The following is a 13,636-nucleotide window of genomic DNA, read 5'->3' as shown; positions in this document are numbered from 1 at the left end:
CGGTTTCGGGCCATATCGTACAACACGATACCACTACTTGATCGTCATGTTTAAGTTCTGCCTATTATATATTTTTAGTAAATAAATAGAAATCATTGAGAACGTTCCACCTAAGATAATAATAATGGATAAAGCAAGATAAATAAAACGTATATTGATCATATCTCCCAAATATCCAACTAACAAATAGGAAGTAAAACTTATATACGAAATCGCCATTGATATGGTGCTTTTTACTCTACCTTTTCGACAAGTGACAGGTATCTGTCTGAATGTTTGTGTCGTTGTGACTGTCTGCTTTTTATACTTGCCTTAAGACCTTAGGAACCCCCACCTAGCCGCGTTCATCGTGTTATTTTTTAACCTGTTGTTGTTTTCAGAAAAGGGAAAGATTGTATAAATGATTAAAAAATTTCTGATGAAAGAGGAACTTGAAAATGGATTGGTTTTGTTAGTGGATTGATAAGTTGAGCCCAATTTTTATGGATCCGTAAATAAAATCATGGATCAAAAAAGATAGGGCATTCAGGAAAGCGGAATAGTGGGCAGAACAGACTAACAACGTAGTCCTATTCATATCCGGATGAAATGTTTTTCCTGTCAGTATGGTGTTAGAATCAAAAACTTTTATCCAAAACTTTGCAAACTACAACTCTATTAAACATATGGATGCAGCCCTTCATGAGCTTTTATTGGAATTATTAGAGATTAAATTTTCAAAGAATTAACAAAACATAAACATAGTACCTTTTCCCTTTTTTTAGTACAAAAGGTTAAATTTTTTAAATTTTTCGTGTAAAATAATTATAGTTGATTATTGAAAAAACTATAAAGGGGAGGAAATATTTATGAAAAAGGTACTATCCGTATTCTTAGTAAGTTTACTAGCTATTCCATTTATGTTTAGTGGAACAGCACATGCAGCTCCAGCCCCAGCGTTAACAAACATTCAATTTATTGGAGTAACATCAGACGGAGAAAATGGAAATTGGGAAAAAATCGGTTTTAACCAACAATCTGCTAGTATACCGATGAGTGGCGAAAATGGATATATTGCAGTCTATGTTGAAGGAACCATTCAAGCTGGTACATTAAGAATATATAACAACGGTAATAATATCACATCTAGTACATTCCAGGCATTACCAGATGATTATGTAACGAATTCAAACAATATCGTTATAGGGACCATAAAATATATAGGTATCCCACTTTCGGCAGTTTCATCGGGCACGTTTACTGTATCAGCAAATAATTATTATCCACCTAATAATACAATTTATGATAATCTATTTATTACAGTTAATAAATAGGAGGTAAAAAAATGCAAATCAAACCAAATGACCCAAATTTCGCTGCTTATACTCGATTGACATTATTTGCCAAATTCCAAAAAAGCATAAAGGATGGAACTGAATTTGTTGGTGGAAAATCGAAAGATATTTCTTTTGAGCAATTTAACGAACTTTTGAATCAAAATAAAGTTGTAAGCAAGGAAAACGCCGGGGAAATGTCTAAATTTCATAGAGACGCACTTCAAATACAAATGAATTATAGTAAAGATCCTGAATTTACATTAAAAGTAAAAGATGTTATATCCAAGGCATTTCAATTAGGCCTTGTCGACAAGGATGAAACTTTAATAAATAAAATTGATACAAAAGCATAAGAGGGATTTACATTTTTTTTTATATAATAACCATTAGACATTGGTGATGCAAAAGTTAATTAGAAAAAAGCTTTCATTATTAGAAATGACATCACATATCGAAAAATGCTGGTCTGTAATGAATATTCATTTCATGAAATTGCCCTTACCTGATATTATCCCCTTTAAGTAGACAGTGTAAAAAGCCCATTTTTAATCGTTGGGTGTTCCACTATACTTGGAGGGGATTTTTTATGGCACGAAAAGGATAAACATTTCACCATTATACGGAGGAATTCAAACAAAGAGCGATTCACATGGATGAGAATGAGGGAATGAGCTATCAAGAGATTGCGAAGAAATTGGGAATTCCAAGCTGTACTCAAGTAAAGGGATGGGTAAAAAAGTATCGTAATGGAGAATCTCTTAGCGATCAACGGGGAAAACATGCAAACAAGAATCCATTCGACAAGTGACAGGCACCCGTTCCACTCCCCTACTGTTGTTCTAACAGTTGCTTCACACCATCATTTACATCCTTCAATTGAACCTGTAACTCTTTTAACTCTCTCTGGTTTTCTGTTAATTGCTCGTTTTGAAAATATAACATGATGACCGTAATTACGTTTATAAGCAAAATTAAAATGAACATAATCATGTATTTCTTCGCTGCCTTCACCTTCTCTTCCCCTCTCACGTATTTGATTCAAGGACAGTGCCGATGCCTAAAAACTATTGATTTTAATAATCAAAAAATCCACATATTTTACATCTTATAATATATAAAATTTGGATTAATCACCTCGAATTTCGCTTGATATTTTTGGGGAGGCGTGTATGAAGAAAATAGATAGTACTAAAAAACGAATGTTCCTGTATGGTAAGCATGTCCAAACCATTGGAGGAAAATTTGCATGTGTTCTCCGTTCATCAAAGAACTCATCGATTGACCAGATTTTTCGATTCAAAATGAGCGAAACGAAAGAGAACGCTGGATGTTTGAACTTTCTCTTCCCGAACCATGTTTTTTATGTCTGATCTGCTTGCAACGCACGACAAGAATGGCTCGAAAAAAGAAGCAATGGATGCATGGCGATGCCCAAAAAATCGGGATTTTTTGAGAAGAAATCATTTCGTGTATTTTGTTGCCTTATTCGAATGGGAGAACGGAAGGGATGAATAACAAAATCAAGTGGCTCAAACGTCAGGGGTATGGATACAGAAATATCTAACGATTGGCATTGTGTATTCGGTTAGAAACGTCTACCGCAATTCAATGGTAGACGCAAGCACATCTTTTGGTGATGAACCACATTTAACTCAAATAGTATATTTATTCCTAAAAACTCTTAAAAAAATGACAGCCTTTCCACTCCAATACATAGCCCATTTTTAGGCCATATTGGATTATGTTTATGCGCCCAAAACAAAAAAGCCCTATAAAAGCTGAGCTTTATAAGACCATAGAGGATCCATCACTGTTACGCCCCTTTTTCTGATGGATTTTACTTCGTAGTGACTGACTTCCATATGGAGGATAAAATCCGGTTTGGGCTGATTTCTGCTTGCTTGATGTGCGGCAATATGGGCATCGCTTTTCTCTCACATTTTCCAATGCTCCTCTGACTCCTAGGCAACCAGCATCACCTCGCCGCCTTTTTTCACTAATATTTTCAAATCTACCAATCCTTCTTGCTGTTCAATCATTCCCGGCTGGCTGAATTGGTTCACAACCTGTTCTGTATATCCTTCTGCCACTGTGATTCGTCTTATTTGAATAAACATCTTTTTACTCACTCCTTTTATTCCTTTATTGCATGAGCAGAAATCGCACAGTCGCAGACGTTCACGATTCCGCCGTTGTCTCATCCTTCCGAGGGCCTTTGCTGTCTCCAACAGCTATAATGGGTTGATGAGGGATTTTTTCAATTCGTTCGTTCACCTCTTTCAAAAAGTGATCCGAAAACCAACAACAGGCGTTGGCCCTCCGAAGGGTGCGAACGCCTGTTTGTTCATCTTACAACGCTTCTTTAATCATCTTTTTATAATAAAGAACGGACAGGATGCCGAAAATCGAGTATAACGCCGTATAGACGAGCATGACGGTCAGCATCGGCATCCAAAGCTCGGTGCCAAAAAAGAACCAGCCGGAGCGGACGGCGAAATAGCTGTGGGACAATCCCAAGATTAAAGGAATGCCAAAGTTGAATAACTGCTTTCCTTGAATGCCCGAAAGCAAATCGCCTTGCGTAAAACCAAGCTTTCTTAAAATCGTATAATTCGGTTGCTCGTCTTGACCTTCATCCATTTGTTTAAAATAAAGAATGCAGCCTGATGTGATCAAAAAGGTTAATCCTAAAAAGGCGACAATAAACATGATCAGCCCAAATTGATACTTCTGGTTGCTGATGATGGCGAGCCGGGAATCGGCTGGAGCATGGAAATTCATCGTTTGAAACATGTCGTCCGCTTTTTCTACTTTTTCTTCATCGGAAATATAAATTCCGATATAAACCGTGGACTCCTTTTGGATTTTCGGATCGATGTCCTTTTTTAGCCGTTCGAAAATCGTTTTATCCACAATGACCGTCGGAAAGCCGTATGTGAAACGATAAGAAATATAATAGGTTTTTTCCAGTCCCAAATAACGCAGCTTGATCCCTTCGTGCTTTCCTTTTAACTGGATCTGCCCCGATTTTTTAAACGGCATAAATTGAGCGAGATAATCTTGATAACCGGTAAACAGCGTTTGATCCGGCGGCAAATCGATCGTTTCCACATCGCTGTCGCGAATGACCGGCATCGGCATGGCTGCTAGATCCACATTTAAGATGCTCGAATCCACATTCTCGAGAATGGAGGTGAGATCCGCCTTCACCTGAATCACGTCGATCACTTTTTCTTTATACGGAATGCCTTTCTCCTTGAGAGCCTCCGTGAAGCGTTTGGCATCTTCTTGATTCATAAAAGAAAAATCGGCAGCCACGGTATTTCGAGCCGTCTGTCCTGCTGAATAGTAGGAAATATAACTTAAGGACAGCAGCCCAATGGCAAGGGCGGACACCGTTGTAATAATCGTCAGCAGCAAAGCATTGGATTTCATGCGGAACATTAAAGACGAAAGCGACAATACTTCGCCAATATTTAAGTATCCTCCTTTTCTTTTGCGAAGGAGATAAAAAAGAAAGCTGACCGTTCCCTTGAAAAAGAAGTAGGTGCCGATAATGACAGATCCTAATATAAAGGCCATCGCTAGGAAAAGCTCATTGATCGTGGCAAAATCGCCATCAAATAATTTGGATGACACATAATAGCCTGTCAGTATCAATACGAGACCAAAAATTCCGATGAGCATTTCCAAAACCGATACTTTTTTTACTTCTGTCGTGGACGTTACGCGAAATAAAGACAAAATGGTCTGCTTTTGGATAAACCAGCGGTTCATCAGCATAATGAACAGATAAATCACACTAAACACAACCAGCGTTTGTACCAACGCTTTTTCGGAAAAAGACAAAGTGGCGATGGCTTCGATATTCGTCACTTTAAACAAAATCATCAGCAAAAGCTTGGAACTGGCAAATCCAATAAAAATGCCAATGATGAGAGAGCTGTAATAAAGGATAAAGTTTTCAGCCGTCAACATGCGGGAAATTTTTCCCTTCGTCATGCCGATTAACTGAAATAAACCGATTTCTTTGCTCCGCCGCTTGATGAAAATGGCATTAGCATAGAAGAGAAAAACACCGACAATGGCAATAAGCAGCACGGAAGCGGCCCGAATGGCAGCGGCTCCTTTTACCGTTCCTTTCATCTCATTCAAGGCCGGATCATATTGCAATGTCACAAAAGAGAAATAAAGCGCAACGGCAAAAATTAAAGCAAACACGTACAAATAGTAATTTTTCAAATTTTTTCTCAAGCTGCGAAAGATAAGTTGATTAATGCTCATGCTGCACCCCGCCTAACACGCCTTGGGTTTTCATAATGTCGTGAAAGAAGGCTTGCCGCGTTTCATTTCCTTTGTTTAATTGCGTATACACCTGGCCGTCTTTGATAAAAATGACCCTGCTTGAGAAGCTGGCGGCGACCGGATCATGAGTGACCATCACAATCGTGGCTTTTCTCTTCCGATTTAAATGCTGCAGCTTATTTAACAAATCGGATGCCGATTTGGAATCGAGAGCGCCTGTCGGTTCATCGGCAAAAATAATGCTCGGTTCATGAATAAAGGCCCGCGCCGCTGAAGTGCGCTGCTTTTGCCCGCCGGAAATTTCGTTTGGATATTTATCTTTGATCTCATAAATGCCCAGCTCTGTCGCCAGTTCAGCAAATTTTTGCTCCGCCTCTTTTTTGGGCGTTTTCGTAATCGATAGAGGCAGTAGAACATTTTCCTTTACGGTCAAGGTATCCAGCAAGTTGTATTCCTGAAAAATGAATCCTAAATGGTTTTTGCGGAATTCCGCCAGCTGTTTTTCCTTCATGCCGACAATATCTTTGCCTTCAATTTTAATCATTCCTTGACTGACCCGATCAATGGAAGAAAGAACATTGAGCAGCGTTGTTTTTCCGGAGCCCGAAGGTCCCATAATGCTGAGAAATTCCCCTTTTTCTACGCGAATATCGAGTCCTTTTAACACCTCTTGTTTATTAAATTTATTTCCATAGCTTTTGTAAATGTTGGATGCTTCTAAAATGATCATGTTGCTTCCCCCCTCGTTTTCTATGTTAATCCACCTGGTTGTTTTTTTCCTTCGATTGGCCGAACAAATCGAAAAAGCATGTGACAATTTTGTCACATGCCTGTGATGCGGACAAATTCATTTTTTTCCGGGAACGTGATCGTGAAAGTCGTCCCCTCATGGAGCTGCGATTGGACGTCGATATCGATGAGCAATGGTTCGGCGGCTTTTTTCGCCAAATATAACCCCATGCCCGTAGCCGCTTGATCTTGATGCGCCGTCGTCGATGTGAATCCTTTATCGAAAATGCGCGGCAAATCTTTCGGATCAATGCCGCGGCCAAAATCCCGAATTTCTAATTGGACATGGCCCTTCTGCATCGAGCTTTTGATGACGATATCGGATGATTCGCTGTATTTCACGGCGTTGGTTAAGATTTGCCGAATGATAAAAGAAAGCCATTTCGCATCGCTCAGAACGGAAGGAACCTCCAGCTCGATGTCAAAGCCGATTCCTTTTTGCATACACCATGATTGCAGCGCTTTAATCTCTTTAAAAATAAGCGGTTTCAGCTCGACATGTTCGATGTATAAATCGTTTTCCATAAAAGGAATCCGCTTCTGATGGAGCTGCTGGTCAAGCAGCATATGAATGCGCAGCCACTCGTATGACAGCTGCGATTTAATTTTCTCCTCCTCTACCCGTTCAATGATTAAATGCATAGCGGTCAGCGGGGTTTTTACTTCATGGATCCATGATAGCAGCTCATCCTTCTCCTCTTCTAAGGAGACCCGATTCTCCCAAGCGGACTGCTTCAGCAAGTTCGTTTGGTTGACGAGCGTGGATTCCACCATTTTTTCAAAAGGGCTTTCGGCATGGAGAACGTTTGAGAGGTCAAGATCGCTTTCCCATTCTTCTAAGCTTTTATAAAACTTGGTTTCTTTTTTATAGCGGACGATCACAAAAAGGATCAACATGATCGTCAATAAAAAGACTATATAAAAGGCAGACCGCAATGAGATCGCGGCATCAAGATAAGAGACAAAAAGGATAAATAGCTGCATAAATAAAAAGAAAAAGATCCAGCTTTTTCTTTCCATGATATATTTTTTAATCATCGATAGCGGCCTCTTCCTTTGCCATATAGCCCTGTCCGACTTTCGTTTCAATCAAGCGGCCCAAGCCAAGTTCATCCAGCTTTTTCCGCAAACGGTTGACATTCACCGTTAATGTATTGTCGCTGACAAAACGCTCGTCTTCCCATAGCTGCTTAATCAATTCGGTCCGGGTGACAATTTTGTTTTTCTTATGAAGCAAGTGTTTAAGGATCAATATTTCATTTTTAGTTAATTCCATCGTGCCTTGATCGTTGGTAACGGTATTTTTTTCATAGTCGATCGTCGCGCCGCACCACGTTTTCAACTTTATTTGATCGGTGCTATAATTATATACTCTGCGAAGGATCGCTTGTATTTTCGCAATCAGCACATCAAAATGAAACGGCTTTTGGATAAAATCATCCGCCCCAAGCCGCATCGACATCACCATATCGGTCGGATGGTCCCGTGACGATAAAAACAAAATCGGCACATTCGAATGGGAACGGATCATGCGGCACCAGTGAAACCCATCAAATTTGGGCAGCTGAATATCAATGATGACTAAATCCGGTTTAAAAGCAGAACATTCCTCCATCACTTTTCCAAAATCGCGAATGCCCCGCACCTCGTATGTCCATTGCGTCAACCGTTCTTTTATTTCTTGAAAGAGGGTGAGATCGTCTTCAATAAGCAAAATTTTAAACATGTTTTCACCACGCTTTTCCGCCGATCTTCGACATTCCAGCACCATGTTTCCTATTCATTGGATGATCTGCCGGATTCATCACATTTGTTTTTATTATACCTGATTTTTCAATGAACATGAAATGGGTTTCGTATGGGGTGAGCGATTGCTAAAGCCGATCATCAAATCACTCTTATTGAAAGAAGGAGGGGAAACTGATGACAGGATCAAATCAAGGTTCTGTGAGAACTCTTCACATAAAGTGCCGAATGAACCCCCCCTTATCATACAGAGGAATTTTTTCGATAGAAGCCAGCCTTTTTATCGTTTTTTAGTCGACTGACAAGCTTGTTTATATCGATACCACGAGAAGATAGAACGGATAGCCGCTACAAAAGCAGAAGCCGCTTTTGAATAAGCCCTATGCTCCATCTTCTCGTTGGATCTAGATCATTCACAAATGGATTGGCCTCCGAAATCAATGCCCCCTCTTCACCCCGTTTAGAGGTAGGAGACTTCTCAGTGGATTGCTAAAAAGATTTTCTTGATTTAGGCTGGTCGAGTGGGCTACAACCACTTTCCCTTCCTGTTAACAAGAATCATTCCTAACACAATTAAAAGCATGCCACTTATACTCAACATGGTTAAACTATTTTTGAATACAAAAAAATCAAATATCACTGTTATAGGTGGCACACAGTAAAATAAGCTTGTTACATTTGTGAGATTTCCCTTTTTTATCATCTGATAAAGCAACAGGGTTGCCCCGACAGAAATAACGAACACCATCCAAAATAGAGAGAATACAAACATAGGGGTCCAATTAATTTTTTGATCAAAAAAGTACAATAAAATGGAGAAAAAAATGGTTCCAGATGTATATTGGATAGCCATATTGGATATTTGATTAGCTTGTATAGATTTTTGTAATATGGTTCCACCTGTAATACAAATAAGTGAAAGAAATGAACTAACCAAGCCTATCTTGGAAAATCTGTTGATCGCTGTATGATCGATTACTACAAGAACAAGACCCATTATTCCAATAAAAAGCCCAAGCCATTGAGTGATATTACTTTTTTCTTTTGAAATAAATGTAGTAAGAATAGGTTGTGCACCAAGTATTATGGTGAGAAGCCCAGGAGAAACCTTGTAATCCAAAGCTAAAAAGTAAAATGTTTGATAACCTGCTTGCATGCATAACCCAGTAAACATCATATATAGCCACTCTGTTGAAGTTGTTGGTAAAGGAGTTCGTAATATAAACATTGTTATCCAAAAAAGAAGTGATGAGATGAATAATCGGAAAAAAAGGAAAATAAATGGATCGGCATCATGTAAACCAAATTCTACAAAAATTGCCCCACTACTCCACATAAAAACAAATAACCAAGGGATAGCATTCTTCCCTAACGAACTTGTACCCTTTGTAGATTTTTTCATTCGTGCATTCACTAAAATTTTGAATGATTCATTCATTTTTCATCCCTCTTATTTTTTAAATAAAGAGCTTTGGAAATAAATCCAAAGCTCTTTACTTTTTCAGACTAATTGTTCAGATTCTGAGAAGTTAAATGAAAATCTTTCACCAAGTTTACGTTCTTCAACTAAAAATCTTCGCAAATTGATAGCCTTATTATAAACAGAAGAATCACCAGATTTTTCTGTTATTTCTACTAACCAGTCATAGCAGTCTGAAACGGATATATTCTTATAGAAGTGAATTTTTGAAAGAAGAAAAACAATATCCCTAAAGTTGTATTTAGAAATCACTTTAGATAAAGACGTTACAAGCGATTCCTTAAAATCACTGGATACCTCTTCTCTCTTAATAATTGTTGGATCAAGATTTGGATTGTATACACTATCATTTATAAAGACATCCTTAGGACTAAAGGGGCCGGGAAAAGCATAATCTAAACATAGGAAAATTCTGCTCTTATTGGAAAAATTAATATCAGCATGGACAATCGCGGCATCTAAAAACCAAACTTCTCCTTTTTTCATTTGAAATACATTTTCTTCATCTGAGTGAAAAGCATACTCATTATCTTCTAATGGTATAAAAACTCTAAAATATTGATCTTTTGATCTCTCTAATTCTACAAAGTCTTTATGCGGAATAACCATACCATCAATTAGATTTCTCGTTCTAACCATTTTCAGATTATTGAATGTGAAATTTTCTCTAATTAATTCGTCAATATATGTTAGAGCCTTACCCTATCGTGTTTGTTGAATTGGGTAATCATAGTCTTTATACATTGTATTTAATTCATCACTAGTCCAACTCCACAAGGTGCAATTTTGCCAAAATCCTGTACCAAATTCGTCATACTCTTCAGCAATCTTAGGAAATTCATTGTGAATTTCTAAATCTCTTTTTAATTTTTCATCATCAATATTAATCTTGCCTAAAATATAAGAAGCCATAGTACTTCCTCCTTCAAATAAAAGATATACTATTTTTAAAAGAACAAATTTCCAATACAATTTTATAAATTTTTCATGAATTAGTAAATTTAGTGATTTAAAATATAATTATCGAATTTTTCAATAAGAGGTGTGAGGGTTTATGGAAATTAGACATCTGAATACCTTTAAAGCCATTATCCAAACAGGAAATTTTTCCAAAGCCGCAGAGCTTCTTAATTATTCCCAATCAACTGTAACTTTTCATATAAAAGCAATAGAAGATGAACTAGGGGCCCCCATTTTTGATAGGATAGGCAAAAAGGTGTTATTAACGGAAGCAGGTAAAAAGCTATTGCCCTATGCCATTCAGATACTAAATGCTTTCGGAAATTTAAAAGAAGCTGTAGGAGAGCAGGGGGAAATAAGAGGTCAATTAAGGATTACAGCACCTGAAGCTCTTTTAATCTATAGATTACCTCCGCTTTTAAAAGAGCTGAAAGAGGACTTTCCAGGCATTGAAATTCAATTGCAACATTTGGACCCAATCAATTGGCGAACAGATTTAAGTACAGGGAATGTTGATCTAGCGTTAGTAATCGAGAAGGATAAAAATGAAGACAATCACATTATTTTGGAAAAGTTATGTGACGAGACGATGGCACTTATTTCAGCCAAACCCATTAAACTGAATGAATTACATTCATTGAAAGGACAAGTGTTTTTATTAACCGAGAAAGAATGCAGTTATCGCGCAATCTTTGAAAGGATCATTATGGAAAATATTCCAGATACATCACCAGAATATTGGAAGCAATCTAGCATTGAATTTTGGAGCATAGATGCTATTAAGCAGTGTATAATGTGTGGCTTCGGTATAGGATTATTACCGTATAGCACAGTCAGTCAAGAAATAAGTAAGGGATTCATGCATGCTCAACCTTTGCCATCCAGTGAAAATTTATCTGTTTATTTGTCTTATCATAAAGATAAGTGGCTCTCGCCTTCGATGCGAACATTTCTAACCCTTTTGAGGAAGCATGCTAGCAAATGGAATCTCGAGATGACTTAGTTCATCACCGTCTATCTTAATAGCCACTAGAATATTGAAATTATCGTTCATCCAAAAATAGATTCCTATTTTTTCTACAGTCGAAGGCAAGGAGACTGACTTGCCTTCGTTACACAACGACCAACAGGATACATCCGGATCAATGAACTTGTCGGGATGTAGTGTTGTTTGGTCATCCAACCGCCAAAAGACGAAAGAAGCCTTATAGAGAAAAGCGCTCTACAAGGCTTCCTTGGATGCCGGCTCGACATCCTTTCAGAGATGGCAAGTATCATATTTGAACAGGTGTGACGGCATCATGCAAATATGTTTCTAATTCTTTTTGATACCGGTGTTGTTCCGCTTCACTCCATTCCAAGGTTTTCGCCATATAGTGAATCACCGATTCCTTCCATTGACGAACGAAATGAATATTGAAAAATAATGCTCCCGTTCTTCGAATAAAGAAGTCTTCCGGTTTGACAACCATCTCTTCCTCCAGGCCATATTGAAGGGAAGCCAACACATCGACCGGCAATTGAAGCTCGGCCGCTTCTTTCTTTAATTGAACGGCTAATTCAAACACCCGGTCTACATTTGTGCCATATAAGCGAGCCAATCGTTCGGCCTGTTTTCTCGAAAGTCCCGCCTTTTCTCCCTGCTCGGCTTTTTTGACTACAAACGCTTCCATATGGGCGGAGCCTCCGAAATCGCCCCCGGAAATGGGCAGCTTTTTCGTTTGGCAAGGGGAAAAGCTGGCGTTTTCCTCTTCTTTTAGCAATTGAGCGACCCGATCCACAATCGTTTCCGCCATTTTGCGGTATCCCGTTAATTTTCCGCCGGCGATCGTGATCACACCTGAATCTGCTGTCCAAATCTCATCTTTTCGGGAGATTTCCGACGGGCTTTTCCCTACCTCATGAATCAACGGTCTGAGTCCAGCCCAGCTGGATTCAACATCTTCCGCGGTAATGCCGACCGTTGGAAACATATCATGAATCGCCCGAAGGAGATAATCGCGATCCTCCACGGTCATTTTCGGATGGGCCAAATCCCCCTCATAAAACGTATCCGTTGTGCCAACATATGTTTTTCCATCACGCGGAATGGCAAACACCATTCTGCCGTCAGATGTATCAAAATAGATCGCTTGTTTTAATGGAAAACGGCTTTTGTCAAACACTAAGTGAATGCCTTTTGACAAAATCAGATGCTTTCCTTTCAAGCTGTGATCTTTTTCCCGCAAAGTATCGACCCAAGGGCCAGTGGCGTTGATGATTTTCTTCGCGAAAACCTGATAGGACTCTCCGGTGATTTGATCCACTACGCTTACCCCTACAGCTTTCCCCTTCTCATAAATAAACGCATTGACCTTGGCATAATTGAGCGCTTTGGCGCCGCATTCGACCGCCTTTTTCATCACTTCAATCGTCAAGCGTGCGTCGTCTGTTCGATACTCGACATAATATCCCCCGCCTAATAATCCTTCTCGCTTTAAGAGCGGTTCCTTCTCCATCGTTTGCGACGCCGTCAACATCGTTCTTCGTTCGCTTTTTTTCACATCCGCCAGATAATCGTATATTCTTAGTCCAATCGAGGTGCTCCATTTACCAAAGGTTCCTCCTTTATAAATCGGCAGCAGCATCCATTCAGGCGAAGTCACATGCGGCCCGTTTTCATAAACAATCGCGCGTTCTTTCCCCACTTCAGCGACGAGCTTCACCTCCAGCTGCTTTAAATAACGGAGCCCTCCATGCACCAGCTTCGTGGAACGACTGGAGGTTCCAGCGGCAAAATCCTGCATCTCAAATAAAACGGCACTCATTCCTCTTGTCGTTGCATCGAGCGCAATCCCCGCGCCGGTAATGCCGCCGCCAATAATGATGACATCGAAGGTTTTGCCTGCGACCTCTCTTAAAATTTCTTGTCTTTGCTGTGCAAATACAGGTTTCTTCATGAATGATTCCTCCTATGATCCGTCAAAAGTTGAAAAAAAGAGACCACATACACACTACGCTCCTTTTACAGACGCAATGTTATGTGGTCTCTCCTTGTCTC

The 13,636-nt window shown here is 39.2% G+C and carries 13 protein-coding genes and 3 pseudogenes; 6 read left to right on the top strand and 10 right to left on the bottom strand.

Going from position 1 to position 13,636, the window contains the following annotated elements:
• Positions 1 to 848: 848 nt before the first annotated feature.
• The 3 genes and pseudogenes from GFC28_RS14350 to GFC28_RS20305 form a co-directional block, all read left to right on the top strand.
• The gene (locus GFC28_RS14350; RefSeq protein ID WP_052660990.1) at positions 849 to 1,313 is read left to right on the top strand and encodes a DUF4879 domain-containing protein; all 465 of its coding nucleotides are present in this window, start codon (positions 849 to 851) and stop codon (positions 1,311 to 1,313) included.
• 11 nt (positions 1,314 to 1,324) lie between these two features.
• Complete coding sequence (locus tag GFC28_RS14345; RefSeq protein WP_044744360.1) at positions 1,325 to 1,669, top strand: hypothetical protein; 345 nt, start codon at positions 1,325 to 1,327, stop codon at positions 1,667 to 1,669.
• A gap of 275 nt (positions 1,670 to 1,944) precedes the next feature.
• Positions 1,945 to 2,124: pseudogene (locus GFC28_RS20305) on the top strand (helix-turn-helix domain-containing protein); the annotation flags it as partial.
• Between the two features lie 20 nt (positions 2,125 to 2,144).
• On the opposite strand, the gene GFC28_RS14340 reads toward GFC28_RS20305, so the two are convergent.
• Positions 2,145 to 2,327, bottom strand: coding sequence for a hypothetical protein (locus GFC28_RS14340; protein WP_044744361.1), 183 nt, complete (start codon positions 2,325 to 2,327; stop codon positions 2,145 to 2,147).
• Positions 2,328 to 2,610: 283 nt separating this feature from the next.
• Between GFC28_RS14340 and GFC28_RS19845 the strand changes: the two are divergent.
• Positions 2,611 to 2,766, top strand: a pseudogene (locus GFC28_RS19845) (ISL3 family transposase); the annotation flags it as partial.
• 3 nt (positions 2,767 to 2,769) lie between these two features.
• A pseudogene (locus GFC28_RS20015) lies at positions 2,770 to 2,880 on the top strand (transposase); the annotation flags it as partial.
• A gap of 397 nt (positions 2,881 to 3,277) precedes the next feature.
• On the opposite strand, the gene GFC28_RS20300 reads toward GFC28_RS20015, so the two are convergent.
• From GFC28_RS20300 to GFC28_RS19840, 8 genes are all read right to left on the bottom strand, one after another.
• Positions 3,278 to 3,433: an antibiotic biosynthesis monooxygenase family protein gene (locus GFC28_RS20300; protein ID WP_369818729.1), complete on the bottom strand. Its 156-nt coding sequence runs from the start codon at positions 3,431 to 3,433 to the stop codon at positions 3,278 to 3,280.
• Positions 3,434 to 3,665: 232 nt separating this feature from the next.
• Positions 3,666 to 5,600 carry an FtsX-like permease family protein gene (locus GFC28_RS14325; protein ID WP_044744363.1) on the bottom strand — a complete coding sequence of 645 codons (1,935 nt, stop codon included), beginning with the start codon at positions 5,598 to 5,600 and terminating at the stop codon, positions 3,666 to 3,668.
• A complete protein-coding gene (locus GFC28_RS14320) occupies positions 5,590 to 6,351 on the bottom strand; it encodes an ABC transporter ATP-binding protein (protein WP_044744364.1) in 762 nt (253 codons plus the stop codon). Before GFC28_RS14320 ends, GFC28_RS14325 begins: the two co-directional genes overlap by 11 nt.
• 92 nt (positions 6,352 to 6,443) lie before the next feature.
• Complete coding sequence (locus GFC28_RS14315) at positions 6,444 to 7,448, bottom strand: sensor histidine kinase (protein ID WP_044744365.1); 1,005 nt, start codon at positions 7,446 to 7,448, stop codon at positions 6,444 to 6,446.
• Entirely contained in the window at positions 7,441 to 8,136 is a 696-nt protein-coding gene (locus GFC28_RS14310) for a response regulator transcription factor (protein ID WP_044744383.1), read from the bottom strand. The genes GFC28_RS14315 and GFC28_RS14310 overlap by 8 nt, the downstream gene beginning before the upstream one ends.
• A gap of 546 nt (positions 8,137 to 8,682) precedes the next feature.
• On the bottom strand, positions 8,683 to 9,594 hold the full coding sequence (locus tag GFC28_RS14305) for a DMT family transporter (protein WP_052660991.1): 912 nt from the start codon (positions 9,592 to 9,594) through the stop codon (positions 8,683 to 8,685).
• Between the two features lie 63 nt (positions 9,595 to 9,657).
• The gene (locus GFC28_RS14300; protein WP_231883391.1) at positions 9,658 to 10,245 is read right to left on the bottom strand and encodes an aspartyl/asparaginyl beta-hydroxylase domain-containing protein; all 588 of its coding nucleotides are present in this window, start codon (positions 10,243 to 10,245) and stop codon (positions 9,658 to 9,660) included.
• A gap of 93 nt (positions 10,246 to 10,338) precedes the next feature.
• A complete protein-coding gene (locus GFC28_RS19840; RefSeq protein ID WP_231883392.1) occupies positions 10,339 to 10,548 on the bottom strand; it encodes a hypothetical protein in 210 nt (69 codons plus the stop codon).
• Positions 10,549 to 10,690: 142 nt separating this feature from the next.
• On the opposite strand from GFC28_RS19840, the gene GFC28_RS14295 reads away from it, so the two are divergent.
• A complete protein-coding gene (locus GFC28_RS14295; protein ID WP_044744366.1) occupies positions 10,691 to 11,599 on the top strand; it encodes a LysR family transcriptional regulator in 909 nt (302 codons plus the stop codon).
• 271 nt (positions 11,600 to 11,870) lie between these two features.
• Here the strand turns inward: GFC28_RS14295 and GFC28_RS14290 are convergent, their stop codons facing one another.
• Complete coding sequence (locus GFC28_RS14290; protein WP_044744367.1) at positions 11,871 to 13,535, bottom strand: glycerol-3-phosphate dehydrogenase/oxidase; 1,665 nt, start codon at positions 13,533 to 13,535, stop codon at positions 11,871 to 11,873.
• Positions 13,536 to 13,636 lie beyond the last annotated feature (101 nt).

The sequence above is a fragment of the Anoxybacillus sp. B2M1 genome, assembly GCF_001634265.1.
In the GTDB taxonomy this organism is placed as follows: Bacteria; Bacillota; Bacilli; order Bacillales; family Anoxybacillaceae; genus Anoxybacteroides; species Anoxybacteroides rupiense.
The sequence above is the reverse complement of the archived record's forward strand: the minus strand, read 5'-3'. Positions and strand labels throughout refer to the sequence as shown.

What these genes read in the sequence shown, in the direction of transcription:
- GFC28_RS14350 (WP_052660990.1), top strand. Translation starts at nt 849, where the DNA reads ATGAAAAAGGTACTATCCGTATTCTTAGTAAGTTTACTAGCTATTCCA.
- GFC28_RS14345 (WP_044744360.1), top strand. Translation starts at nt 1,325, where the DNA reads ATGCAAATCAAACCAAATGACCCAAATTTCGCTGCTTATACTCGATTG.
- GFC28_RS20300 (WP_369818729.1), bottom strand. Translation starts at nt 3,433, where the DNA reads ATGTTTATTCAAATAAGACGAATCACAGTGGCAGAAGGATATACAGAA.
- GFC28_RS14325 (WP_044744363.1), bottom strand. Translation starts at nt 5,600, where the DNA reads ATGAGCATTAATCAACTTATCTTTCGCAGCTTGAGAAAAAATTTGAAA.
- GFC28_RS14320 (WP_044744364.1), bottom strand. Translation starts at nt 6,351, where the DNA reads ATGATCATTTTAGAAGCATCCAACATTTACAAAAGCTATGGAAATAAA.
- GFC28_RS14315 (WP_044744365.1), bottom strand. Translation starts at nt 7,448, where the DNA reads ATGATTAAAAAATATATCATGGAAAGAAAAAGCTGGATCTTTTTCTTT.
- GFC28_RS14310 (WP_044744383.1), bottom strand. Translation starts at nt 8,136, where the DNA reads ATGTTTAAAATTTTGCTTATTGAAGACGATCTCACCCTCTTTCAAGAA.
- GFC28_RS14305 (WP_052660991.1), bottom strand. Translation starts at nt 9,594, where the DNA reads ATGAATGAATCATTCAAAATTTTAGTGAATGCACGAATGAAAAAATCT.
- GFC28_RS14300 (WP_231883391.1), bottom strand. Translation starts at nt 10,245, where the DNA reads ATGGTTATTCCGCATAAAGACTTTGTAGAATTAGAGAGATCAAAAGAT.
- GFC28_RS19840 (WP_231883392.1), bottom strand. Translation starts at nt 10,548, where the DNA reads ATGGCTTCTTATATTTTAGGCAAGATTAATATTGATGATGAAAAATTA.
- GFC28_RS14295 (WP_044744366.1), top strand. Translation starts at nt 10,691, where the DNA reads ATGGAAATTAGACATCTGAATACCTTTAAAGCCATTATCCAAACAGGA.
- GFC28_RS14290 (WP_044744367.1), bottom strand. Translation starts at nt 13,535, where the DNA reads ATGAAGAAACCTGTATTTGCACAGCAAAGACAAGAAATTTTAAGAGAG.